This window comes from Novosphingobium sp. FG137, from assembly GCF_057809735.1.
Genome location: NZ_JBMDKN010000002.1, coordinates 228653 through 252943 on the forward strand (window position 1 = coordinate 228653; position 24291 = coordinate 252943).

Sequence of the window (24291 nt, forward strand, 5' to 3'; positions counted from 1 at the left end):
ATGGCGGGATGGTTCACGAGCCGGATCAACGCGAGCGTAGTGCCGGCCGCGCCGGTGGCCGAGCCGCTGGGCATCGGGGAGACGGTTTCAGCGCTGGGGCGGACAGCGGGCGGCATCCTCGACCAAAATCGCCAGACTGAAATCCAGACGGACAAGATCGCCACCGCGATTGCCGAGCGGGAGAAGGCGCGCCAGCAGGACAAGGCCAATTCTGCCCTGGCGATGAAGCTGGCACAAGGCGAGGGCGAGTATTCGCGCTGGGTGATCGACCACCAGAACGATGCCGATTTCGAAAAGCAGGCCCCGGCCAGGGTAGATGCCGACATCAGCGCGCTGCGCGGCGAGATTGGCAATGACCCCGATCTGCTGAATCATTGGGAGCCGGTGCTGACGCAGGCTGCCGAGGCGCGCAAGACGGCGGCCTATACCCATGTCGCAGCGATCCGGGCCAAGGCGAGCGCAGCGGATACCGACCAGCTGGTGACGACATCGAGCGACAATGCCGCCAATGCGCCCGACCGCACCGCGGAATTTGCCGACACGGTGAGCGCGGCGGTGAAAGCCAACAGCACGATCCCGGCAGCGCTGCGCGACAGCGTGGCCCGGACTGCCGCAGGGCAGGTGTGGGTATCGGGCCTTTCCGCATCGATCCGTGCAGGGCGCTATGACGCGGTAGAGAAGGAACTGGATGCGGGCACCTATGCCGGGGTGCTGCCCGATGGCGCGGCGGACACGCTGCGGCGGCAGATCGATGCGGAACGCAATGCGGCCGGAGTGGCGGCGCGCGCGGCGGAGGCTGAACGGCAGAAGGCGGCGCGCGAGGCGATTGCGCAAGTGAAAGTGGCGATCAAGAACGGCGATACCGTGCCGGTGACCACGATCAACAGCGTGCTGGCGAATGGCAGAGCAGCAGGCCTCCAGCCATCGGAGCTGATGGAAGCGGGCTACCTTGCCGGAGACATGGTGAATGTCCAGAACGCCAAGGCGCTCGACACGGGTTCGCTGGAGACGCGGATAGGGGCGCTGGAGACGCGGCGCGCAGCGGGAGGCGCGCAGAAACTGAAGCCCGACGAGGGGCGGCTGCTGGATGCCTTCAAGGACGAGCTAAAGGCGCGTGACGATGCCGCCGGGGCCAGGCTGGGGCCGATGCTGAAGGGCGGGCCGGAACAGCGCATGCAGGGGGTGGCGCAGCTAGCCGCCATGCCGCCGGAGCGGCGTTTTGCAGCGGCGACGGCGGCGGGCGACACGCAGGCGGCGGTTGTTGCGGGGCTGGACCCGCTGGCGCGCGGGTGGGCGGTGCAAGGCGGGCAGATGCGGCGCGAGCGGCCCGACGTGTTCAAGCCCGTGGCGGCAAAGGGCGAGAACCCTGACGCGCAGATCGAAGCGGTGATGGCAGCCAAGCTGGGCGGCGTGGCGGACCATGATGGCGGGGCCTACAAGGAAATCCGGGATACCGCGCTCGATATCATGGCGGCGACGGGCCACAAGTATGACGAGGCGAACCTGAAGGCGGCCGTGGACCGGGTTTACGGGGGCAGCGTTCGCGACGGCAAGCGGTATGGCGGGGTGCAGACGGTGAACGGCATGCAAGTGGTGATCCCGCCGTTCCTGACCGCCGAACAGTTTGCCCAGCTCTATGCCCGGCATGACTTTGCAAACGCGGTGCTGGCGAACGGGCAGCCTGCGAATGCCGCCGATATCAAGGCCCATTTCCAGCTTCGGCAGGCCGAGCCCGATGCAGATGGTGCAGAGCGCTACATGCTGATCGGCCCGGACTTCAAGGCGCTGGCGCGTCGCCGCCGCGATGGCCGGACAGAGCCGTACTATTTGCGTGTGAAGGCGCTGCGCTGATGCCGCCGGTTCTGCCGCAGACGCTGCGCTCGCCGATTTCGGACCGGCCAAGCAATGGTCCGCCGCCGCCGGACAAGCCGGGCTGGTGGGAAGGCATTACGGCGGGTTTCAACGTGGCCCGCGATACGCAGGACAGCCTGGTGCAGGCCCCGCGCGAGTACGATGCTTATGCCGACGCGCTCGACGCGCTGGCAAAGCTGGGCATGGACACATCGCCTTCGGGGCCGCTTTACGACAATGGCGCGACTTCGATGATGGCGATGACACCCGGCGGGCCGGTTTATGCCGGGCCACCGGGAACAGCGCGCGTGCTGAACCATGACAGGGTGTTTGCCGCGATGCAGGCACAGCGGGCCACAAACGGGCAGGCCTTTGGCGCGCTGCCAGCGACGCGCGCGGAATGGGACCGGCAGATTGCCACCCGCTTTGGGCAGCGTGCGCGCGATGCATCGGTGGCAGGCCGCGCGCCGGTGGCAAGCATGATCGGCGGCGTGGGCGCGGTGGCAAGGGACCCGGCGCAGGCCATGGCCATGCTTGTGGGCGGAGGCGGAGGCACGCTGGCGCGGTTCGTGATCGGCGAAGCGCTGGCCGGTGCGGGTGGCAGTATAGTGATGCTGCCTGACAAGAAGCGCGCGATGGACCGCATGGGCGAACCCTATGGCGCGGCGGATATGGCGGGCGACGTGGCGATGGGTGCGGCGGGGAACGTGCTGGTGGCCGGTGTGGGCAAGTATGTGGCAGCGCCGGTGCTGGGCGCGGCGGCAAAGGCTGCGGGGAACGTGGCGGCCCCGGTGGTGGAAGCGGGGCTGGCGCGAATCATCCCGCACCTGCCCGAAGCGCTGCGGCCCAAGATCATCGGGATTGCCGACATTCCCGATGCGGACCTTGCCAATGCCTTTGAGGCGGCGATCGGGCGGGACAAGATGACCGAAGCGGAGCGCGGTGCGGTTTCCATCCTCCGCCGCGCTTCGGACGAGGCGGCGAGCAATCCATTCGTGCCGGACGGGGCGGGCACGGTGGCGCATCAGAGCGCGCTGCAAGCCGCCATGGACCGCATCACATCCGGCATACCGAAGCCTTCGCAGAAGGGCTCGCTGGGCGGCTCCAGTGGCCTTGCCAGCGGCACGGTGCGCGCACCCGGCGAGCTTGGGCCGGGTGCTGCGGTGAGCGGGCGCGAGGCGGTGGATTACGTGGTGCGCCGGATCGCGGGCAATCCGGCGGTGGAGGGCACGGGCAAGAACCCGGCGAGCAGCGCGGTGGGGGTGGGCCAGTTCGTCGACTCCACGTTCGTTTCGGTGTTTCGCAAGACGTTTCCGGCCGAGGCGAAGCTAAGCAACAAGGATATCCTTGCCCGGCGCGGCAGCGGGGTGGAGCGCGCGATGCTGGAGCGGTTTACCGCCGACAACGCGGCAAAGCTGACGGCGGCGCGGCAGCCGGTGACGCCGACCACGCTGTACCTTGCTCACTTTCTGGGCGATGGCGATGCGATCAAGGTGCTGGGCCATGCGGGAGATACGCCGCTGGCGGGACTGATCAGCGCGAAATCGATCAAGGCGAATGCCAGCGTGCTGGCGGGGCGCACGGTGGCCGATGCCATCGCCTTTGCCGAGCGCAAGATGGGCGGGCGCGGTGAAGGCCTGCCCATGGGCGGCGCAGGCGATGACCTGGCGCTGGCGGCAGCGCAGGCAGCAGATGCGGTGCAGGCGGCGGAAAGCGGGGTGCAGGCGATCACGGCCGCGCCCGCGATCGATGCCGAGACGGCGGCGCTTTCGCAGCCTGTCGCGCCGCGGCCGACGCTGCTGCCCGAGTATCGCGGGGCCATGCCGCATGCGCTGGAGCGGGTGGCGGCGAGCCAAATCAACGTGGACGCGGAAACCTTCCAGTTCAAATCCGGCGGCGATGCGCAAGGGGTGACCGACGCGCTGGCCGGGGTGACCAAGTGGGAGCCGGGTTTCTCTGACCGCGTGATCCTGTGGCAGGACAAGGAAGGCCGCTATTTCGTGGCGGATGGCCACCAGCGCACCGGCCTCGCCCGCCGGATCGGCGCGAAGGAAGGGCGAGACATCAACCTTGACGCCTATGTGCTGCGCGAAGCGGACGGGGTGAGCGCGCGCGATGCGCGCACCTTTGCCGCACTGAAGAATATCGCCGGCGAACGCGGCACAATCCTCGACATGGCCAAGGTGCTGCGGGATGCGGGGCCGGACGCACTGCGGCAGGCAGGTGTGCCGCGCGGGGCCAAGGCGCGGCATGCCGAAGGTGCGGCACGGCTTTCACCGGAAGCATTCGGTGCGGTGGTCAACAAGGTGATCCCGGAGGAATATGGCGCGATCATCGGCGCGCGCCTGCCCGATCGGCCTGAAGCGCACATGGCGCTGGTGGACCTGCTGAAGAAGACCAAACCGGCGAACCTTGCACAGGCCGACGATATCGTGCGGCAAGGCATCGAGGCGGGCTTTCAGGGCGGCGTGCAGACTGATATGTTCGGCCAGCTCGACACGATGGCCAGCCTGTTCACCGAACGGGCGCGCGTCAAAGAATCGGCGATGGCCAAGCTGCGCAACCTCAAGCGCATCCACAATGTGGCGGCGAACGAGGCGGGCACGCTGGAAAGCGCGGGTTCGAAGATCGATGTGGCGGCGAGCAGACAGGAAGCGTTGAGCAATGATGAAGCCCTTGCCCTTATCGACAAGCTCGCCTGGAGCGCCGGACCTGTCAAAGACGCCATCGACCGGGCTGCCAAGCGGCTTGCCGGTGGAGAATCCCTCGCCCGCGTCTCCAGCGACCTTGCGAGCGACATCCGGGCCATTGACCTACGCGCTGCGGCCCTGGATGGGGCCGAAGCTGGCGGAAATGCTGGCGGCGGAGAGCTAGGCCCGCCCGACCCGCTGGATGCGCGGCCGTTTGACAATCAGGCGCAGGCCACGCTGGCCGGGTTCGACGATCCGGCCGCAGAGGCAGCGCAGCGCCAGATGGACAGCGCGCGGCACGACCTGGACCTGTTTGCCACCGAGAACCCCGACATGATGATCACGCCGGACGGCGACAGCGAGCCTGTGCGGCTTGCCGACTATCTGCGCGAGGCGGACGTGGAAGAGCAGGGCCTCGACACGATCGAGGCCTGCCTCGCCCCTGCCCCTCTGCCGAAAGCATAGACCATGGCGCTTAGCGAATGCGTGAAGACCCTTGTGGCCGAAGGATCGATCCCCAAGGCGCAAGGGGAAAAGGCCGAGCAGCTCTACACGCGCCACTTCAACCGGCTGAAGCACCAGAAGGGGATGATGGCAGCGGCGGCGGAAGCGACCGAGCTGACGATGAAGCACTTGCGCGGTGAGGCGAAGGCGGCGAAGCGCGCGAAGATCAGCACGGCCATGGCGCAAGTGAACGCGCTGAAGGACCTTGCCACGTACAACGGCGGCATGAAGCCGGGCGGGCTGCTTGATCCGCGATCCCTCACCGCACTGGCGGCATGGGATGACCGGGCGCGGTTCATGGACATGGAGGGACAGCGCGAGGCGTTGCGGGCCACATACCTTTCGACGCTGGACGGCCTGCTGAAGGAAACGCGCGCCACGGTGCTGGGCAAGGTACGTGCGCCGGCACTGGAGGAGGATATCCTTGCCGCTGCCTATGGCGAAGTGGTGGACGACGTGAACGCGCACGAGATGGCGCTGGCCGCGCAAAAGGTGGCCGAGCTGGCGCGCCAGCAATTCAACGAGGCGGGCGGGCACATCGCCAAACGCGAGGACTGGCACTGGGTGCAGGATCACAGCGGCGACAAGTTTCGCGCGGCCGGGTTCGATGCGTGGAAGAAGTTCGTGCTGGGCACCGATGAACGCGGGGTGCCGATCCTGAAGCTCGATGCCATGCTCGACAACGAAACCGGGCTGCCGCTGGAAGGTGACCGGCTCGATATGATCCTGGGCAAGATGTATGACGACGTGGTGACCGATGGCCGCGCCAGCATGGAAATCGGCGGCATGGGGAACGGCAAGGCGCTGTACAACCGGCACGCGGAAGAGCGCTTCTTCGTATTTTCGGACAGCAAGGCACACCTTGCCTATGCGAGCGCCTTCGGAAAGACGGGCGTGGCGGAGGGGATGCTGCGCCACCTTGACCGGATGGCGCGCGACGTGGCGGCGATGCAGCGGTTTGGGGCGAACCCGGATGCGACGATCAAGCATGTGGGCGATACGCTGGTGCAGCAGGCGGCGGCCAGGGTGGGCCGCGCGCCGCAACCGCGCGCCAAACTGCTGAAGGACCCGGTGGCGGCAATCAGGCAGAGGCTTGCGCCGGACCCGCTGGACAGAGCGCTAGCGGCGGCATCGGAATTGCAGACTACCTACGACGTGTTCATGGGGCGGCATGAGAACATGATCCCGAAAAGCCGCAAGATCGCGGCGGGGTTCGATGCCTTTCGCGCCTTCGAGACAAGCGCCAAGCTGGGCAGCGCGGTGGTATCGGCCGCGACGGGCGACACGGCCACAGCATCGGTGGTGCGCGCGTTCAACGGGCTGGACGTGTGGAAGAGCGTGGCCGATTACGTGCGCTTGATGGCCCCGACCGAAGGCAGCCTGACAGAGCGCCAGATGCTCGGCCGACACGGCGCGATCCTTTCCGATTGGGCGCATTCGGGCGCGGAAGCGCACCGGATGATGGGCGAAGAGTTTTCCGGCGAGCTGGCCAAGCGGGCGGCAGAAACCACGATCCGGGCTTCGGGCCTGGCGAAGCACACCGATGTGATGCGCGCGCTGTTCGTGAAGAGCTTCAATGCCGGGGTAGCGGACTTCGCGCACCTGCCGTTCGTGCAGCTGCCGGAGAAGTTCGCCGCCGCGATCGACCGCTACGGAATTGGCCCGGCCGAGTGGGAAACGATCAGGTTGACCCCGATGGAGGACGCGCACGGCACTGTGTGGTTCAACCCGATGGCGATCAGGGATGATGCCCTGCGCAACTCCTACCTGCGCATGGTGCACACGGAAAAGCGCCTGGCCGTGCCCGAGACGGATCTTCGCACGCAAGCCATGCTGGCGCAGAATTTCAAGCGCGGGACCGTCTTCGGCGAGACGATGAAGAGCCTGTTCCTGTTCAAGGGCTTTGGCCTTACGCTGATGAACACGCACGGCCGGCGCGCGATGGGCCAGGGCGGCTATGCCGGCGCACGCTTCATGGCGGCCTATGCCATGCGGCTTGGCATCCTCACCACGCTGGCGGGGGCAGCGGCGATCCAGCTGAAGCACCTGCTGCGCGGCGAGGACCCGGAGCCGATGGACAGCGCGGGCTTTGTCGGCAGCGCCGTTGCGCAAGGCGGCGGCTTCGGCATCTTCGGCGATTTCCTGAAAGCCAGCGATAACCGCTTTGGTGGCGGCATTGCCCAGACGATTGCAGGGCCGGGTGCACAGACTGCGCAGAACGTGATCGAGCTGACCTATGGCAACGCAGCGGCGGCGATCCGTGGCGATGATACGCATGTGGGCAAGGACATCGTGAAGATCATGCGGCAGGAAGTGCCGGTGGCCAGCTCGCTATGGTATTTGCGGCCCGCCTATGACCGGCTGCTGGTTCACGAAATCGATACCATTATCAACCCGAAGCACGACGACGACGAGGCCCGCATGCTCCAGCGCATCCAGGACGAGCGGCACCCGATGTTCGTGCCGCCGGGCACGTTGATGCCAGCACGCGCGCCGGATTTCGGGAATATGTTCGACAATCCGGGCGCGCCGGAGAATGTGGCGGCCAAGGCAGCGGCAGAGCGCGAGGCAGCGGCGGCGAATTGACGCGGCGTTAACGATCCGATAACAGGACGACACCGGGGACCTCGCTCCAGCCCGTCCCGGCCTTTACCGCTCGCATGGCGTGAGCGCGATCAGGTCGGGCGCTTCTCATGACGGTATCTTCGGCGGTCCTCTCCCATAGCTACGTTCCGGGCGCGGCCATGCTGGCGGAATCGCTGGCGGGCCTGATTGCCATGCAGGCCAGCGAGCTGGTGGTGACCGACCCGGATGGCGCGGTGCAGGTGCTGGGCACCGATTACGAGATTACCGGCAACCTGCGCACCGGGGCGGGATCGATCCGCACGCTGCGCGCCTACACGGCGGGCGTGCAGTTGACCGTGACGCGCCAGACGAGCCGGGTCCAGCTGGCGCAGCTTTCGCCGACGCAGCCGCTGCCGGCGAAGAAGATCGAGGACGAGCTGGATCGGCGTGCGCTGATCGAGCAGGAGCAGGATGCGCTGGCGGCGGATACCGCAATGCGCGCCATTCTGGGCTTGCCGGGCCAGGCGGGGCTGGCGCTGGACACTGCGGGTCTGCTGGACGGCGATATCCTGCAATATCGCGGGGGCAGGCTGCGGCGGTTTGATCGCAGCCTGTTTGCGGGCAAGTTTTATGCCGGGGGAGCGGCCGGCGAGCTGGTTCCGGCGAGCGGCACCGGGAACGATAGTGCGCTGCGCGGCGACCTTGCCAGCACGATCGGCGACCTGCTGATCGCGGTGGGCAACAAGACGCTGCATGAGGTGCTGGGCGATCCCAATGCCTTCCGGCTTTCGGGGCTTTCCGGGGTGAACGGCCTGCCTGCCGCCGCACCCGGCACCGATGAAAGCGTGCTGCTGGCGCAGGGCATGTACCTGATGAATTTCTGGCACCGGCCATTCATCATCGACCGAACCATTCAGGCCGCCAGCTTTACCACGGTGAGCGGCTACTGCGTTGTGGTCTGCGAAGAAGATTGCTTCATCGAGTTCACCGGCGGGACAACCGGCTTCCGCGCCGAAAATACCTATGCCGCCGTGGGGAGCTGGACCGGGGCATTCGTGCCCGCGCAATCGCCGGTGGGAAGCGGCGCGATTGTCAGCACCTTGCCGGTGGATGCGGCGAGCTATGCTGCGCTCAACGTGGGTGACCGTGTGTTCCTGGGCGATAGCGTGCCCAATACCTTCACCTACAATGCCAATTCGACTTCGCTGGCGGACTGGGCGCAGGTGATCGACAAGACCGGCGGCAACACGCTGTGGTTTGACCGGACCATCGACGAGGCGGCGCTCTATGCCGCCACCGGCACGATCTACAAGGTAGACCAGAACGAATGCGTGCTGGACCTGAAGGTGAAGGGCGAAAAGACGCAGGTGCGCGAGGCGGTGCGCATCGAGGGCTATATCTGCGCGCGCGGCAAGGTGCGGGTGGAAGGCAATTCGAGCCGGGGCTTCATGCCCGTTTCCTGCTACAACCCGGTGTTCGAAATCTTCGCCCGCGATCTGCGCGACGATGAAGGCAGCAACTGCTACGGCTATGGCTGCTCGCCGTTCGGCGCGACGGTGGACGGCTACTACAAGATCTATGCCGAAGAATGCCGGCATGCCTATACCGATGGCATCATCGGCGGCGTGGCGGCCGCCGCGCGGATGCGGCAGGGGGTTTGCCGCCGCAACACCGTTACCGGCGTGGCGGTGCGCTGCACGGCGGCGAGCTGGGATACGCATCCGAACAGCAAGGTCACCCTGTTCATCGACATCGTGGCGTGGGGCACGCATTCGGTCAGCCCCGGGCAGACGGTCAACGGCCTGAACTGGGCCATGCAGGTGCGCGGCAACGATGTGACGGTGGACGGTTTCACGACCGATATCCGGCAGGGCATCATCTATGTCGGCAATGCCGTGGTCAGCCGCGCGAGCCTGACCGAAGTGAAGAACTTCACGCACCAGTGCAACTTCCCCGGTGCGTATGCCGGCCTCAATTCCATGACCTCGGTGGCGTTCTTCTCCAAGACCGGGACGGGCACGCATGCCTTCATCTGCCGCAATTCCAGCATCCACAACTTCACGACGACGGGCGGGGGATGGGCTGCGCGATTCGTTGATTGCAAAATGGACCGAACCACGACGGCTTCGGCCATGGCGGGCGACAGCACATGCATGTTCGAGCTGGAGAACTGCGAGATCGTCTCACCCGGATCACTCACCATCGCGGGCGGCTATGTGTTTCGCGGCGGCCTGCTCCGCATCGCCAATTCGGGTGGGCTGAACCTGATCGACGGCGCGAACGTGACGGCCATCAATGTGGGGATCGAGCGGCCGCCGCTGCTGACCTCGCTGAACAAGGCCTTTGCCTACACCACGATCGCGGTGGGCGCGGTGACATTCCAGCATGCGGGCCTGTGGATCAATTCGCCGAACGACGCGGCGCGCAGCGTGCGGCCGTTTGCCGATCTTTCCACGGGCGGGGCGGTGACGGTGAAGAGCCTTGCCATTCCGGCCGAGTTTCGCGGGACGGCGACCAAGGGCGATGCGAACGTCACGCTCCAGGTAGGCGTCGACGAATATCAGCAGACGTTCAACACGCCGCTGACGGCCGCGCGCACCATCACGCTCAAGAAGAAGGGCGCGACGTCCGGTGACAGTTTCTATTTCACGCGGCCGGCGGGTGGCGCTTTCGCGCTTTCCTTCATCAACGACACGGCCGGAGCAACGATCCTCACGCTGGCAACCGGCGAAGCGGGCATCGCGATGTTCAACGGGGTGGACTGGTTCCTCGTGATCAAGGGCACCTGCTGACGCGGGCCGAACAGGAGAAGACTTCATGCGTCTACGGATTTTGATGATGATCGCGCTGGCGGCGCTGCTGTTGCCGGAGGCAGCGCTGGCAGGCATCGCCTATCCCACCAACGTGGCGGGCACGTTTGCCGATGCGGCGGTGAACCTGCAATGCGACGCCAGCGGGATCAACTGTCAGCCTGTGACGACGGCAAACCCTGTGCCGGTGGCGGCGACGGGCAACGTGGCGGCAGGGGCCACGGACAGCGGCAACCCGGTGAAGGTGGGCGCGATCTACAACGCGACCCGGCCGACCTATACGACGGGCCAGCGCGGGGATCTTCAAGTTGATACGCGCGGCAGCCTGGGCGTGGCGCTGTTCGGCTTCAACGGTGCGACCGGCGTGACGGCCGCCGCGCCCAGCTCGGACGGCTTCGCCACTTCCAACACCGGCCTTGCCACGCAGGCCTTTCCCTATGCCTTCAACGGCACCACGCTCGATCGCGTGCGCGGGGATACGAACGGGCTTGTCGTGCAGCCGGGGCTTTCCTCGACATACTGGAGCTATGCATCGGCTGCTGGCGGCATCGTATCCAGCACCGCAGACGTTGCCATCGCGGCAGCGCGCGGCGCGAGCGTGCGAAACTACGTCAAATCGCTGACCATCTCGCATGACACGCTAAGTGCTGCGACCGAAATTGTCGTCAAGGACGGCGCGACAGTCATCTATCGCGGCAAGTTGCAGACGGCTGCCATCGAAGGCGGGAGCGAGCTGATCTTCGACCCGCCGCTGCGCGGAACTGCGAACACGGCCGTCAACGTCGCGCTGATTTCATCGGTGACCGGCGGCGTCTTCGTGAATGCCACCGGATGGACGGGGAACTGAGCCATGGATGACAACGCCGACGCCCCCGCATCTGGCGAGCATGTGCGGACGATCACCGATGAGGACGCCAAGGCGATTGCCGCCGCGCTGCTGACCGAAGCGACCAAGCAGGTGCTGATGGCAACCGGGCGCGGTGTGTGGAGCACGATCAAGGCGCTGGTGTTCCCGCTGCTGATCGGCGTGGTCATCTGGTGGGCCGCGACCAAGGGCACGCAGATCGAGGTGCCCGTTCATATCAAGCAGGTGAGGTGAGGCATGGATATCAAGGCGCTCCAGCGCGCGATCGGCGCGAACCCGGACGGGATATGGGGGCCGAAATCGAAGGCCCTGTTGCTGGACTGGTTCCGCAACCCGGCGGCGGACCTGATCCGGCCAACGGAGCTTTCCTGGGCGGCGGGGCAGATCGGCTGCTCAATCCTCCAGATCAAGGCCATCTGGACGGTGGAATCATCCGGGCGCGGCTTTGATGCGGCGGGGCGGCCGAAGATGCTTTACGAGCGACACAAGTTTCACCGCTTTACCGCCGGATACTGGAGTCCGGCTGCGTTCAGCCAGCCAAGCGCGGGTGGTTATTCGCGCGATGCGGACGGCAACGGCGTGCTCGATGCCTGGGACCGGCTTTCCGATGCCATCGCCACGGGGGCGGTGGATGCGGCGTTCATGGCGGCAAGCTGGGGCGCGTTCCAGATCATGGGGGAATGGTGGGACGAGCTGGGCTATGCCAGCCCCTTTGCCATGGCCCATGCCTGCGTGACGGGCGAGGCCGCGCACCTCGACATGCTGGTGCGCTATATCCGGCATTTCAGGCTGGAGGACGAGGCGCGAGCCATCACTAGCAACCCCGACTCCTGCCGCCGTTTTGCCGCCGCCTACAACGGCGCGGGTTATGCGCGGAACGATTATCACGCCAAGCTTGCGGCGGAGATGCGTGCATGACGCTTTTCAAGGACTGGCCTCCCCGCGACTGGCGTAAGGTGCTGGCGCTGCTCTTCTCTGTGGCGGGCGCTGCATTCCTGACGGCGCTGGTGTGGTGGGGCATGGCGGCGCTGCTGCCGGAGCGCGGATGGACCGTGGCGAGCGAGGAAGGCCGCGCCGCAACGCTGCGCTGGGTGTTGTGGATCGCAATCGGCGGTGTGGTGGTGGTGCTGTTCAGCCTGGGCATGGCGATCAACCGTCGCAGCCTGCAAGCGCAATGGGGCGACAAGCGGGTGGACTTTTCGGGCGGCGAGAACGGCGACGACGACAATCCGCCGGCGGGGCAGGCAGCGCCATGAGCGGGCTGCGCTGGACGCTGATTGCCGGCGCGGTGGCGCTGGCCCTGGCGGTTCTGCTGCTGGCCACCTGCCAGCGCGCGCGCACGGCGGGAATGGAAGCCGCGCTTAGCCGGAACACGGCGGGCGCGGCCGTGGCGAGCGGACAGGATGCGGTCGGCACCGTGGGCGCAGTGGGCGCGAGCGAGGCCGCCATCGATGCAACGGGAAGGACGAACGATGCCGAAATCCGCAAGGCTGAAGGCGCTGCCATGGCGGTGCCTGCTGCCGTTGATAGCGCTGGCCGCAACGCTCTCTGCCTGCGCGCCGCCTATCGCAGCGATCCCCGCTGCCTGCGCAAGCCTGCTCCCTGACACCTGGCGCGTGCCGGTGCCCGGCGCGCCGCTGCCCGAAGGATCCAGCGTGGCCGACTGGGTGAGCTTTGCCGACCAGCAGACGGGCCAGCTCGACAAGGCCAACGAGAGAACCCTTGCAGCGATCGGAATTGTGGAGCGGTGCGAGGCGCGCGATGCGGCGGCGGTGAAAGCCGCGCGCCGCCGCCTATTCTGACTTTAACGATATCGGGTGTAGATTGCTGCCAGTTCTTGCAAGCTAAGTTATTGAAAAATAGACTTAGCTGGCAGCTTCCCAAGCTGAATACGAGGGTTCGATTCCCTTCACCCGCTCCATTTTTGGCCCGCCCTCTCCTACCAGTTCTCTCGGTATGGCCTCACTTCGGCAAGGAATGACCAGGCGGACCGGTCCTGATGGGCCAGATGGAAGACCTCGTCGGCGATCGCGGAAGGCTTGATGAAGAAGTCGTCCTCGGCGGCGGAATAGAGCTTCCGGGCCCAGGGGACGTCGATCACGGCATCGATGATCAGATAGGCGACATGGATGCCCTTGGGCCCCAGATCGCGCGCGATGGATTCGGCCAGAATGCGCTGGGCGGCCTTGGTGGGGGCAAACCCGGCAAACTTGGGGCGGCCGCGCTGCGCCGAGGTGTTGCCTGTGACGATGATCGCGCCTTTGCCTTGCTCGATCATCAGCGGCGCAGCCCACCGCGCCAGATGCAACAGCGCCATCACGTTGACATCGAAATTGGCCTGCAGCGTTTCCGGCGCCACTTCCTGAAAATCGGCGAACGCGCCGCCGACCGCATTGTGGACGACGACCTCGGGCGCTCCTGCACGCGCGCGGATGCCTTCGAGCGCTGCGTGGAGGGCCGCTGTGTTGGTGACGTCGCACGGCACCGCGAAGGCATCGGGCAATTCAGCGACCAGCGCATCAAGCCGCGCCGTGTTGCGCGCGATCATGGCGACTTGATACCCGCCTGCAATGAACCGCCGGACCAGCGAACTGCCTGTGCCGGGGCCGACCCCGGTGATGACCGCGAGGGGCTTCATGCCGCCACCGCCCCGGCTTCTGCCAGCGCTTCGCGCAGGAACTCGAGCCGGTCATTGCCGAAGAACATCGTATCGCCGACGAAAAAGCTGGGCGACCCGAACACGCCTTTTTCAGCGGCGACGGCGTTCGCGGCATCGAGCAGGGCTTCCAGATCGTCGCCATCCATCCGGTCGGCCAGATCCGCGCTTCCCGCAACGCCAGCCGGGGAGAGCAAAGCCGCGATCTCTTCGGGCGAGCCAAGCGGTGCAGGCTCTCCCCACATCGCCTTGAACAGCGCTTCGGCGGCCTTGCGGCGTTCGGGGCCATCGGGAACGGCGAGCGTCGCGCGCAGCAACCGCCGTCCTTCAATCTCGCGCATCTTGGGATTGGGGTTCAGCGGTACGCCGTAGCGGCCAGCCCAGCGGCCAAGGTCGGCGTTCGCGTATTGGCCTTTGACCTTGCAGGTGATCGTGGTCGGCGTGTTGCCCACGCGCTTCATCACATCGATCACATCAAAGGGGTGCAGCGTCAGATCAAGGTCGCCGATCTGCGTCATCGCCAGATAGGAATAGGGGCTGCGATAATCGAAATGGAAAGCCACTGCCGCCACGACTCATCTCCTCGATGCCAGACCGGCAAATGAGTATGATGAGCATCATGCAAAATCAAGCCGGTTATCCAGCAGTCAGGACTTGCGCCCACCGTGCAGATCCGCAAGCTCCAGAATGGACTTGCGCGCATGCGCCAGCACGCGATCGGCCAGCGGATCACCAGCCATGATGCGCGAGATCATCATCGCGCCGATCATCATCGACCAGGCGGACGCAGCAAACTGCTCCGTATCCTGATCTGCCTCGCCCAAGGCTTCACCCATGAGTCGGAATCCCTTGGCAAGTTGCTGCGCCATGATGGCGCGCACTTCCGGATCGGCCCGCCCAACCTCTCCGGCAAGCGTGGGAATGGCGCAGCCGCTGCTGGGGTGATCGCGGTGCGCGGGGCTGAGGTAGCTGTTGACGATGGATTTGACCGTGGCGCCGCGCTCGCCGACGTGGGCTGCAACAGCCTGGTCGCCGTCAGCAAGCGCCTGCTCCAGCGCTGCCGCGATCAGATGGGCGCGCGATTCAAAATGCCCGTAGAACCCGCCATGCGTGAGGTTTACTGACTTCATCAGTTCGCCCACGCTGATGCCTTCGAGCCCGGCTTCGCGGATACGCGTGGCGGCAGCGGCCAGAATGCGCTTTCGGCTTTGTGCCTTCTCGGCTCTAGAATGCCCCAATTGCGGCCTCCATCTGCATCGGCTTTCCTTCTCACCATGATTTTCATCATGCTGAATACCCAGCGCTCGGTACAGCGCGGCGGCAAAGAATGCCAGCCATTCCTGCCCGATTGAGCGCCAATCCAGCGCGAGTTACGCGCTACGGTGGGGAGGAGAGCAACTCGCTTGACCATCTGAATGACTATTATCATACAGATGGTCAAGCGTGGGCCAGCCAAGCCGGAATTTGGCTGAAGCGAAACCGCCCGATGCAGGAGAGGCAGATGGAACAAGCCGAGCAACTTCAACCAGCCCGCAAGGACGTGTGTCTCGTAATTGGCGCAGGCGACGGTGTCGGCGGGGCGATCGCTCGGGCTTTCGCAGGCGAAGGCATGGCGGTCTGCATGACCCGGCGGGCCCGCAATCTGAGCCAGCTCGAAGCGCTTGCCGAGACCATCCGGAGCGCGGGCGGCGAGGCGCATGCCTTTGGCGTCGATGCACGATCCGAGGAGGAAACCACGAATCTGTTCGCAACCATCGAGCGGGACATCGGGCCGATTGCCGTGGTCGTGTTCAACATCGGCGCAAACGTCCAGTTCGGCATTCGTGAGACCACGACGCGGGTCTTTACCAAGGTCTGGGAAATGGCCTGTCTGGCGGGTTTTCTCGCCGGGCGGGAAGCGGCGAATGTCATGGCCCCCCGCCAACGGGGCACGATCATTTTCACGGGAGCAACAGCCAGCATTCGCGGTCGGGAGCGGCTGGCCGCCTTTGCCGCCGCCAAGAACGGCCTGCGCGCCGTGGCCCAGTCCATGGCGCGCGAACTGGGCCCGCTTGGCATTCATGTCGCGCATGTGATCTGCGACGGGGCGATCGACGGGGTCTTCACGCGCTCGCGCTTCGATGACGTGACACCGCTGCTGGAGGAAGACCTTATCCTCAAGCCCGACGAAATCGCCCGGAACTACGTCATGCTGCACCGCCAGCAGCGGTCGGCCTGGACGCACGAGCTCGATCTGCGCCCGTGGCGCGAGCAGTGGTAAAGCAGAACGGGGTGAGGAAAACATCAGCGAGCAGACCGGCCATCGAGTTCATCTTCGACTGCGCCAGCCCAATTGCCTAACACGTGCTGAAGGTCCTCCCGGCGATTGCGCAGGGGCAGTGTGCGGAGATCAAGCTCCTCCCCGGCCTGCTCGGCGGCACCAAGTGCAAGCTGGAATACGATCATCTCGAAATGCCGCGCAGCCTCCCGCCCCAGCATTGAGAGCACATAGACTGCATCCAACCGGCCGATAACGTGCGCCGATCCTGCCTCGTGCTCGGCCGATCCAGCGCATTGCCGACGACCAAGCCCTAGCTGTTGCCCGGCACGGAAAGGATCAGCGCGGTTTCAAGGTTCTGCGAGAAGGCAAAGGCGATGTACGTCACCGGCCTTGCGCGAAAGCCACCGCATCAATCGCGATTCAGCAAGACTCGTCTCTTTCATGCAGCCCTCGCAGACTGTCGAGCAGGACGTGGCTAATGTCATTCTGGACCACCTTGAAACAGGCGGCATGAGCCGCGACCTTGCCAGAATTGCCTGTTCCAGCATGCAGGCAGTCACGCCTGGCTGGTCGCTGTTCGAAAGCAACGCCTCGGTGCACCCCATGATGATCGGCAACCTCGATAGCGATGCCGCGTTCCATCTGACCCTGACGCAACTGGCGGAAGGGCTGGCCCGGGCGGACCTTTCCCATCCGCCTGCAGCCACAGGGCCCGTCACCACCAGTCCGCCGACGATTGCCCGCAACCCGGCAGAAAACGCAGTGTCGAAATCCAGCATGCCGACCAGGTGATCGTGCATGGTTTCCCATTGCTCCTAGACCACCCACCCAAGCGTGGGCGCGAAGCGGAAGGTAACAGCGTTCAGCGCCTGCTCTTGCGTCATCCCCCAACTGGTAAGATTTCCCGTCATTTGCTCTTTGGCTTCCGGCGTGTCGCTGACAGCTCGCGATGGCCGCAATTGCCTGAATCGAACGGCTGCGCGTCCCCCGCCAATAAGGCTGAGTTGGAGCCCTTTCCGCCCAATCCGGTTCCGCGCCACTTTATATGACCTAAAGGTCACTTCATTGTCATGCCATGAGCTTCAGAAATCTTTGATCGCAGCAAACATTGGGCTTGACGCCGGTTTATCGGCAATTCAACATGACTTTAAGGTCATAATTGGCGGCGGTGCCGAACGGAAGCAAATCCGATCACGGACAGCCGCCGGTTCGGTGCCTGCCCCCAGGCTGGCGCAGGCACCAAAAGGTGATGGCGCGACGATTGGAGGCGGGAATGGTTCAAGCACGAAGCACACTGTTGGTCTCGTCAGCTCTGGCGACTTTGGTCATGGCTGCACCCGCTACGGCGCAGCAGGCGCAGGACAACGAAATCATCGTGACGGCAAACCAGCGCGCGCAAAGCGTGCAGGACGTGCCCATCGCCATCAACGTGCTCACCGAAGAGCAGCTTCGCGCTGCCGGTGCCACCGATATAGGCAGCGCGCTGCAGGATGTGGCCGGCGTTGAATTCCGCACCGAGCAGACCGGCACCGGTGCCATCGCCATTCGCGGCATTGCCGAACTCAACACGAGCAATATCAACGGCACGACCGGTACGGCTGTCGGCCTCTATATCGATGACGCACCCTTCTCGGTCGGCGGGTTCTTCCCGCAGGCGGCGGTATTCGATGCCGCGCGGCTCGAAGTGCTGCGCGGGCCGCAAGGCACGATCTTCGGCGAAGGCTCCCTCGCGGGCACGATCCGTGTTGTCACGAACAAGCCCGATGCCGGGAAAGTGGCCGGCGCAATCGAGGGCAATGTCGGCGCGGTCAAGCGCGGCGGCACCAATGGCAGCGTGAACGGCATGGTCAACCTGCCCATCGTGAAGGACAAGGTCGCGCTGCGCGTGGTCGGCTTCTGGCAGCAGGACGCAGGCTGGATCGACCGCACCGCCGCCACCGTCACCGCACAGTTCCTGCCGCAGCCCAATCCCATTCTCGGCCCCGCTGCGCCCGATGTGAAGACGATCTGGACGAAATCCACCACCACCCCCGATGCCAATGGTGCCGATTCGTGGGGAGGGCGCGCCGCTCTGGCGATCACGCCGAACGATAGCTTCAAAGCCACGGCCTCGGTGCTCCTCAGCCGCGCCGACCGCGGCTATCCCAATCGCGGCGGACGCGACGGCACCGGCTATTTCTCGTCCGGCAAAGTCGGGATGACCGACGATTTCGAGATGTACAGCCTCGTGCTCGAACAGAAGGCTGATTTCGGCACGTTCCTGTCCTCGAGCAACTATTTCAAGCGCCGGATCGACCAGACCACCGACCAGTTCGGCATCATTGCGCTCGCCAATCAGATCGGCGTGCCGCTGAGCGGCGGCCAGTTCGTGTTCCAGGGATCGCGCACCGACAACACACTTCGGGTCAAGGAATTCAATCAGGAACTGCGCTTTGTCTCGGCGTTCAAGGGGCCGTTCCAGCTCACTGCCGGCGGCTTCTACCGCAACCGCGATGTGGGCTTCCGCATCCGCGGCCCGCAGGAGCCGCTGACCCCGGCAGGGATCGCCAATGTCCTGTGCGGCGGGCTGTGCGGCTATACGCTCCCCGGCTCGGGTGATCTCGATGCTCAGACCACCAGCAACTCGCGCCAGATCGCGGCCTTTGCCGAAGGCACGTTCGATATAACGCCCAAGTTCCAGTTGCTTGCCGGCGCGCGTTATTTCAACGACAAACGCAAGTCCTCGACACTCGCGACCAGCCTGTTCAGCGGCCTGCCCTTCGCGCAGACATTCGGCTCGAAGGGCGAGGACAACGTGTTCAACCCGCGCGTATCCCTGCGCTGGCAGCCCAACAGCGACGTTTCTGCCTACATTTCGTTCAGCCGGGGCTTCCGCTCGGGCGGGCAGAACGATCTCTTCGTGCTCGTGGCCGGGGCCACACCGGCGGACCAGACCTTCAAGTCCGAACGGCTCAGCGCCTACGAGGCGGGTGTGAAGACCCAGTTCGGCGCGGGTGGCCGGTTCAATGCGGCGGTGTTCTACAACGATTGGTCGAACCTGCAGGTGGTGACCAAGGAAGGCACCGGCGGCGTGGGCGAAGTGATCGGCAACGCCGGCTCCGCGCGCAGCTACGGCGTCGATCTCGATGCCAGCTACGAAGTAAGCAAAGGCCTTGTGCTCGCAGCCAACACCACGATCATTTCCAGCAAGCTCAAGGATGTCATCGCATCAGGTGCGCTGATCAAGGAAGCGCGCATTCCCGGCACCGCAAATTTCACCGCGAGCGGATCGATCAACTACAACTTCCCGGTGACGGACAAGGTCGAAGGCTTTGCGCGCGCCTCGGTCACCCACCGCGGCAACGCGCTTTCGGGCCTGCTGCGCATCGGGACCCCGGTGGAGCAGATCCCCGCCTATACCACGCTCGATCTGCGGGCTGGCGCAACCATCGGGTCTGCCCGTTTCGAGGTCTATGCGGAAAACGTGACCAACACTTTCGTGCCGCTGTCGATCTTCTATGCGCCCAACGCCAGCAACCCCGGCGGCGGCGATCCGCTCACTGGCAATGTGCTCTACTACCAGGGCTCGCCGCGCGTGATCGGCGCGCGGGTGAGCTTCCGGTACTGATCGGCCTGATGCGCGGTGTCGACGCCTCGGTCGCGCCGCGCTATCGGGAAGGCCGTCTAACCAGAGGACCGGGCCTTGTCGGATATCGGCGCGATCAAGTTTACCACCTATCTCGAAGCGCTGGCGCTCGAGATCCGCAAAGTCCGCAGTGGCGAGAAGACCAGCCTCAAGCTGCTGGCCGCCGGGGCGCGGCTGCTGGACAATGTCGGCTACCGCGATCTCAACGTCGAGGAGATTTCGGCCGAGGCCGGGCTCGCGAAGGGCACGTTCTACATCTACTTCAAGACGAAGGACGAGTTCCTGATCGAGTTGGCGCGCCGCTTCGTCGCGTTCGAGCCGCAGACCCTGCCCTCGTTCTCCCCGCGCGAGACGGCGTTTGGCAGCACGTTGACGCTGGTCAGGTGGTATGAGCGCGGCTTCCTGCGCAATGTCGGCATCCTGCGATGCATCATCCAGATGGGCGAGACCGACGATGCGATGCGCGAGTTGTGGCAGCGCCGCAACCGCATCATTGCCGAACATGCCTGGGATGGCACGCTGGCACGGTTCAACAATCCCGCGCTCGATCCGGCCCTGCTGATGCTGGCCGTGCGCACCGTCGGCGGGATGATGGACCAGAGCCTGTTCAACCGCACCCGGGTCCAGACCGATACCGGTGAGGCAGGAGAAGGTGACGCGGATCCCGAATTCCTGTGCCGCTTCCATGCGCTCCTCATCTACCGCGCGGTCTATGCGCACAATCCCCCCGATCCCGAAGTCGCCGATCTGGTGGCGGCGATCGCGGGACCCACCGCTCTGGCATGACCGCCGTCACCCTCTTCGGCACGGGCATCATGGGCGCCCCGATGGCGCGCAATCTGGCGCAGGCCGGACACCGGGTGACGGTGTGGAACCGCAGCTTCGCAAAGGCGGCAGCGCTGGCGCAGGATGGCCTCGTCGCGATTGCCGATGCGGCAGAGGCGGCGCGCGGCACAGAGATCGCCATTCTCATGCTCACCGATGGGCCGGCCTGCGATGCCCTGCTGTTCGAGGCTGGTGTGGCCGAGGCGCTCGCGCCGGACTCGGCGGTCGTGGTGATGAGTTCGATCCCGGTCGCGACTTCGCGCACGCAGGCCGCGCGCCTTGCCGAGCGCGGCATTGCCTGCGTCGATGCGCCGGTCTCGGGCGGCGAGAAGGGGGCGATCGAGGCCACGCTTTCGATCATGGCAGGCGGCAGCGCCGAAGCGGTAGCGAGGGTGCAGCCGGTTCTGGAGGCTCTCGGCCGGGTCACCCATGTCGGCCCCGCCGGTAGCGGACAACTGTCCAAGCTTGCCAACCAGCTCATCGTCGGCGTGACGATCGGCGCCGTCTCGGAAGCCATGCTGCTAGTCGAGGCGGGCGGCGGCGATGCCGCGGCGGTCCACCAGGCGCTGATGGGCGGCTTTGCTGATTCGACGATCTGGCGCCAGCACGGCGCGCGCATTCTGGAGCGCCGCTTTGCCCCCGGAGGAAAGGCGACCGTGCAGCTGAAGGACATGCGCACGATCACCGCTGCTGCCGCCGGCATGGGGCTCGACCTGCCCTTCGCCGGCCTTGCCGAGGCGCTCTACGCGGCCATGTGCCAAGGACCGCACGCCGAACTCGATCACAGCGCGCTCTATCTGGAACTGGCCGCGCGGGGTGCCGGAAAACTGCCCGCGTAAAAACCGGTTGCATTATATGACCCACGGGTCATAAACTTTCTCCCGTAACGGGAGAGAGTCGCGCGTGGCACTTCAGGTCATCACAGACAGACTGCGCTTCCCCGAAGGTCCAATCGCGCTTTCGGACGGTAGTGTGGTCGTCGTGGAGATCGAGGGTGGCGCCCTCACACGCGTCAGCCCAAATGGTGACCTCGCGGTCATTTCACAGCTCGAAGGCGGGCCAAACGGCGCAGCGCTCGGCCCCGATGGCTGGGTCGTCATCGCCAATTCCGGCGGCTGGCTCTATACCAGTGAAGCCAATGGCTGGCGGCGGCCGACCGGGCAATCCGATGTCCCCGGCTGGATCGAACGCGTCTCACTCGCCACTGGAGAGAGTCAGCGCCTCTACGATGCCTCCGGTGGCATGCGCCTGCAGAGCCCCAACGATCTCGTGTTCGATGCGCTGGGCAATTTCTACGTCACCGATCACGGCAAGCGTGACGGGCGCACACTGGGGCTTGGTGCGGTGCACTACGGCGCGCCGGATGGCAGCTTCCTGCGCCCGGTCGTCACCGGCCTGATCACCCCCAACGGCGTGGGCCTCTCGGCCGACGGGAAGACGCTGTTCGTGGCCGAAACGGTCACGCGCCGGATCCTGTCCTATCCCATTGTCGCACCCGGCGAAGTCAGCCTGCTGCCCTGGCCTGCCCCGGCCGGCGGGCACCTCGTGGCCGGCCTGCCCGATCGCAACTTCCTCGACAGCATGGCGCTCGATGCTGAGGGCCACATCTGCGTCGCCAGCTTCAACGCCTGCGGCATCTGGCGCATCTCGCCCAATGGCGCTGCGCGCCGCTTCACCCCGCTCGACGATTACTACGCCACCAACATCGCATTCGGCGGCCCGGATCGGCGCACAGCATTCGTCACCCTCTCCTCCACCGGGCGGCTGGTGTCGTTCGAATGGCCCTGCCCCGGTCAGCCTCTTGCCTTTGAAGGACCTGCATCGTGAGTTTCGTCCCCGATCTGCTCGCCGGCCGCAGCGCCTTCATCGCTGGCGGAACCAGCGGCATCAATCTCGCCATCGCCCAGGCCTATGTCGCGCACGGCGCCAAGGTGGCAGTGCTGAGCCGCAAGGCTGAAAAGGTGGAGGCCGCAACCGCCGCGATCGGCCACGGCGCCATCGGCTTTGCCGCCGATGTCCGCGATGCCGAAGCGGTGAGCGCGGCGATGAAGGCAGCTGCAGAGGCGAACGGCCCGTTCGATGTGATCGTCTCGGGCGCGGCGGGCAATTTCGTCGCCCCTGCTGCCGCGCTTTCGCCCAACGGCTTCAAGACTGTGGTCGATATCGACCTCGTCGGCACCTTCCATGTGTTTCGCGCCGGGTATGAACTGGCGAAGAAGCCCGGTGCCTCGTTCATCGCGATCTCCGCGCCGCAGGGCTCCGCGCCCTATTTCGCGCAGGCCCACGTTTGCGCGGCCAAGGCGGGGATCGACATGCTGGTCAAATGCCTCGCCTTCGAATGGGGGCCGGAAGGCGTGCGGGTGAACAGCCTCGTCCCCGGTCCAATCGACGGCACCGAGGGCATGGCCAAGCTCGCCCCCAACGAAGCGATGCGCAAGATCGCGACCGAGGCGACTGCGCTGCGCCGCTTCGGCAACACCGGCGATGTCGCGATGCTGGCGCTCTACCTTGCCTCCGACGCCGCATCCTATGTGACCGGCGCGATCATGCCGGCCGATGGCGGCCAGATGCTGGCGGGCAACGGCGCATTCAGCCCGGCCCGAATTTTCCAATAGTAGAACAATCCGGAGAGAACCTGATGCGCAAGACCAACAAGGTCATCATCACCAGCGCGACCACGGGCGCGATGCATATGCCGGTGATGTCACCCTATCTGCCGATCACCCCCGAACAGATCATCGCGGATTCGGTCGGCGCAGCGGAAGCGGGCGCTGCCATCGTCCACCTCCACGCGCGCGATGCGGAAACCGGCTGCCCCGTCACCGATCCGGCGGTCTATGGCCAGTATCTGCCCGCCATCAAGCAGCAGTCCGATGTCATCATCAACATCACCACCGGCCAGCCCGCGATCCGCCGCAAGCCCGATGGCGGGTTCGATGTGAAGACCGCCTGGGCCGATGTGCTCGACGAGCGGCTCGCCGCGCCCAAGCAGTTCGAGCCGGAGATCACCAGCTTCAACATGGGGCCGATGAATGCGGCCAACTGGATGCTGGGCATGCGGTACGAGCTCGACAAGCTGAGCGACTGGGAAAGGCTCTTCGTGCTGAGCACCAAGGACCTCACCATGCAGAACACTTTCGCCTCGATGGAGCGCATCGCGAAGGAGCTCGGCCAGGAACGCGGCGTCGTTTTCGAGTATGAATGCTTCGATATCGGCCACCTCTACAGCCTGAAAATGCTGGAAACGATGGGCTGGGTGAAGCCGCCCTATTTCATCCAGTCGGTGTTCGGCTTCCTTGGCGGCATCGGCACCGGCATGCGCCATGTCCATCACTTCAAGGACACCGCCGACGAGCTGTTTGGCGATGACTACATCTGGTCATGCCTCGCGGCGGGCAAATCGCAGATCCCCACGATCACCCAAGGCGCGCTGCTGGGCAGCAGCGTGCGCGTCGGGCTCGAGGATTCGCTCTGGTACGGCAAGGGCCAGCTCGCGAAATCCTCGGGCGAACAGGTTGGCCGCATCCGCCGCATTCTCGAAGAGCTCGGCCTCGAGATCGCCACGCCAGACGAAGCGCGGGCGATGCTGGGCACCAAGGGCGCCAACAACGTCAAGTTCTAGTCTCCATTTGCTGAAGGA

The 24291-nt window shown here is 65.4% G+C and carries 22 protein-coding genes; 19 read left to right on the forward strand and 3 right to left on the reverse strand.

What is annotated here, in order from left to right; translation table 11 throughout:
- The 10 genes from ACODS2_RS06800 to ACODS2_RS06845 all read left to right on the forward strand — a co-directional run bounded on the left by ACODS2_RS06800 (position 1) and on the right by ACODS2_RS06845 (position 13087).
- Positions 1-1851 carry a hypothetical protein gene (locus ACODS2_RS06800; protein WP_488998138.1) on the forward strand — a complete coding sequence of 617 codons (1851 nt, stop codon included), beginning with the start codon at positions 1-3 and terminating at the stop codon, positions 1849-1851.
- Entirely contained in the window at positions 1851-5006 is a 3156-nt protein-coding gene (locus tag ACODS2_RS06805; protein ID WP_488998139.1) for a hypothetical protein, read from the forward strand. The genes ACODS2_RS06800 and ACODS2_RS06805 overlap by 1 nt, the downstream gene beginning before the upstream one ends.
- 21 nt (positions 5007-5027) lie before the next feature.
- Positions 5028-7631 (forward strand): hypothetical protein, encoded by a 2604-nt coding sequence (locus ACODS2_RS06810; protein WP_488998140.1) that lies wholly within the window; start codon positions 5028-5030, stop codon positions 7629-7631.
- Positions 7632-7738: 107 nt separating this feature from the next.
- Positions 7739-10402, forward strand: a complete 2664-nt coding sequence (locus ACODS2_RS06815) for a hypothetical protein (protein WP_488998141.1) — start codon at positions 7739-7741, stop codon at positions 10400-10402.
- A 25-nt stretch (positions 10403-10427) separates the two neighbouring features.
- Positions 10428-11267 (forward strand): hypothetical protein, encoded by an 840-nt coding sequence (locus ACODS2_RS06820; RefSeq protein ID WP_488998142.1) that lies wholly within the window; start codon positions 10428-10430, stop codon positions 11265-11267.
- A 3-nt stretch (positions 11268-11270) separates the two neighbouring features.
- Complete coding sequence (locus ACODS2_RS06825) at positions 11271-11519, forward strand: hypothetical protein (RefSeq protein ID WP_298164601.1); 249 nt, start codon at positions 11271-11273, stop codon at positions 11517-11519.
- A gap of 3 nt (positions 11520-11522) precedes the next feature.
- A complete protein-coding gene (locus tag ACODS2_RS06830; protein WP_488998143.1) occupies positions 11523-12203 on the forward strand; it encodes an N-acetylmuramidase domain-containing protein in 681 nt (226 codons plus the stop codon).
- Positions 12200-12541, forward strand: coding sequence for a hypothetical protein (locus ACODS2_RS06835; protein WP_488998144.1), 342 nt, complete (start codon positions 12200-12202; stop codon positions 12539-12541). Before ACODS2_RS06830 ends, ACODS2_RS06835 begins: the two co-directional genes overlap by 4 nt.
- Positions 12538-12891, forward strand: coding sequence for a hypothetical protein (locus tag ACODS2_RS06840; RefSeq protein WP_488998145.1), 354 nt, complete (start codon positions 12538-12540; stop codon positions 12889-12891). The genes ACODS2_RS06835 and ACODS2_RS06840 overlap by 4 nt, the downstream gene beginning before the upstream one ends.
- Positions 12892-12940: 49 nt before the next feature.
- Entirely contained in the window at positions 12941-13087 is a 147-nt protein-coding gene (locus ACODS2_RS06845; RefSeq protein WP_488998146.1) for a hypothetical protein, read from the forward strand.
- 137 nt (positions 13088-13224) lie between these two features.
- Here ACODS2_RS06845 and ACODS2_RS06850 read toward each other — a convergent pair whose 3' ends face one another.
- From ACODS2_RS06850 to ACODS2_RS06860, 3 genes are all read right to left on the reverse strand, one after another.
- A complete protein-coding gene (locus tag ACODS2_RS06850) occupies positions 13225-13923 on the reverse strand; it encodes an SDR family NAD(P)-dependent oxidoreductase (protein WP_488998147.1) in 699 nt (232 codons plus the stop codon).
- Positions 13920-14513 carry a 2-hydroxychromene-2-carboxylate isomerase gene (locus tag ACODS2_RS06855; protein ID WP_488998148.1) on the reverse strand — a complete coding sequence of 198 codons (594 nt, stop codon included), beginning with the start codon at positions 14511-14513 and terminating at the stop codon, positions 13920-13922. Before ACODS2_RS06855 ends, ACODS2_RS06850 begins: the two co-directional genes overlap by 4 nt.
- A 75-nt stretch (positions 14514-14588) precedes the next feature.
- Positions 14589-15179, reverse strand: coding sequence for a TetR/AcrR family transcriptional regulator (locus tag ACODS2_RS06860; RefSeq protein WP_488998149.1), 591 nt, complete (start codon positions 15177-15179; stop codon positions 14589-14591).
- A 263-nt stretch (positions 15180-15442) separates the two neighbouring features.
- Between ACODS2_RS06860 and ACODS2_RS06865 the strand changes: the two genes are divergently transcribed.
- The 9 genes from ACODS2_RS06865 to ACODS2_RS06905 all read left to right on the forward strand — a co-directional run bounded on the left by ACODS2_RS06865 (position 15443) and on the right by ACODS2_RS06905 (position 24273).
- Positions 15443-16201 carry an SDR family NAD(P)-dependent oxidoreductase gene (locus ACODS2_RS06865; RefSeq protein WP_488998150.1) on the forward strand — a complete coding sequence of 253 codons (759 nt, stop codon included), beginning with the start codon at positions 15443-15445 and terminating at the stop codon, positions 16199-16201.
- 83 nt (positions 16202-16284) lie between these two features.
- Positions 16285-16422, forward strand: a complete 138-nt coding sequence (locus tag ACODS2_RS06870; protein ID WP_488998151.1) for a hypothetical protein — start codon at positions 16285-16287, stop codon at positions 16420-16422.
- Between the two features lie 169 nt (positions 16423-16591).
- The gene (locus tag ACODS2_RS06875) at positions 16592-16993 is read left to right on the forward strand and encodes a hypothetical protein (protein WP_488998152.1); all 402 of its coding nucleotides are present in this window, start codon (positions 16592-16594) and stop codon (positions 16991-16993) included.
- A gap of 535 nt (positions 16994-17528) precedes the next feature.
- Positions 17529-19808, forward strand: a complete 2280-nt coding sequence (locus ACODS2_RS06880) for a TonB-dependent receptor (RefSeq protein ID WP_488998153.1) — start codon at positions 17529-17531, stop codon at positions 19806-19808.
- Positions 19809-19883: 75 nt separating this feature from the next.
- Complete coding sequence (locus ACODS2_RS06885; protein ID WP_298164612.1) at positions 19884-20612, forward strand: TetR/AcrR family transcriptional regulator; 729 nt, start codon at positions 19884-19886, stop codon at positions 20610-20612.
- Positions 20609-21490: an NAD(P)-dependent oxidoreductase gene (locus ACODS2_RS06890; protein WP_488998154.1), complete on the forward strand. Its 882-nt coding sequence runs from the start codon at positions 20609-20611 to the stop codon at positions 21488-21490. Before ACODS2_RS06885 ends, ACODS2_RS06890 begins: the two co-directional genes overlap by 4 nt.
- A 64-nt stretch (positions 21491-21554) precedes the next feature.
- Positions 21555-22478, forward strand: coding sequence for an SMP-30/gluconolactonase/LRE family protein (locus ACODS2_RS06895; protein WP_488998155.1), 924 nt, complete (start codon positions 21555-21557; stop codon positions 22476-22478).
- Positions 22475-23266, forward strand: coding sequence for an SDR family oxidoreductase (locus tag ACODS2_RS06900; protein ID WP_488998156.1), 792 nt, complete (start codon positions 22475-22477; stop codon positions 23264-23266). Before ACODS2_RS06895 ends, ACODS2_RS06900 begins: the two co-directional genes overlap by 4 nt.
- 23 nt (positions 23267-23289) lie before the next feature.
- A complete protein-coding gene (locus ACODS2_RS06905) occupies positions 23290-24273 on the forward strand; it encodes a beta-keto acid cleavage family enzyme (RefSeq protein WP_298164618.1) in 984 nt (327 codons plus the stop codon).
- Positions 24274-24291 lie beyond the last annotated feature (18 nt).

What these genes read in the sequence shown, in the direction of transcription:
- ACODS2_RS06820 (WP_488998142.1), top strand. Translation starts at nt 10,428, where the DNA reads ATGCGTCTACGGATTTTGATGATGATCGCGCTGGCGGCGCTGCTGTTG.
- ACODS2_RS06840 (WP_488998145.1), top strand. Translation starts at nt 12,538, where the DNA reads ATGAGCGGGCTGCGCTGGACGCTGATTGCCGGCGCGGTGGCGCTGGCC.
- ACODS2_RS06905 (WP_298164618.1), top strand. Translation starts at nt 23,290, where the DNA reads ATGCGCAAGACCAACAAGGTCATCATCACCAGCGCGACCACGGGCGCG.
- ACODS2_RS06835 (WP_488998144.1), top strand. Translation starts at nt 12,200, where the DNA reads ATGACGCTTTTCAAGGACTGGCCTCCCCGCGACTGGCGTAAGGTGCTG.
- ACODS2_RS06805 (WP_488998139.1), top strand. Translation starts at nt 1,851, where the DNA reads ATGCCGCCGGTTCTGCCGCAGACGCTGCGCTCGCCGATTTCGGACCGG.
- ACODS2_RS06830 (WP_488998143.1), top strand. Translation starts at nt 11,523, where the DNA reads ATGGATATCAAGGCGCTCCAGCGCGCGATCGGCGCGAACCCGGACGGG.
- ACODS2_RS06865 (WP_488998150.1), top strand. Translation starts at nt 15,443, where the DNA reads ATGGAACAAGCCGAGCAACTTCAACCAGCCCGCAAGGACGTGTGTCTC.
- ACODS2_RS06880 (WP_488998153.1), top strand. Translation starts at nt 17,529, where the DNA reads ATGGCTGCACCCGCTACGGCGCAGCAGGCGCAGGACAACGAAATCATC.
- ACODS2_RS06800 (WP_488998138.1), top strand. Translation starts at nt 1, where the DNA reads ATGGCGGGATGGTTCACGAGCCGGATCAACGCGAGCGTAGTGCCGGCC.
- ACODS2_RS06850 (WP_488998147.1), bottom strand. Translation starts at nt 13,923, where the DNA reads ATGAAGCCCCTCGCGGTCATCACCGGGGTCGGCCCCGGCACAGGCAGT.
- ACODS2_RS06825 (WP_298164601.1), top strand. Translation starts at nt 11,271, where the DNA reads ATGGATGACAACGCCGACGCCCCCGCATCTGGCGAGCATGTGCGGACG.
- ACODS2_RS06815 (WP_488998141.1), top strand. Translation starts at nt 7,739, where the DNA reads ATGACGGTATCTTCGGCGGTCCTCTCCCATAGCTACGTTCCGGGCGCG.
- ACODS2_RS06890 (WP_488998154.1), top strand. Translation starts at nt 20,609, where the DNA reads ATGACCGCCGTCACCCTCTTCGGCACGGGCATCATGGGCGCCCCGATG.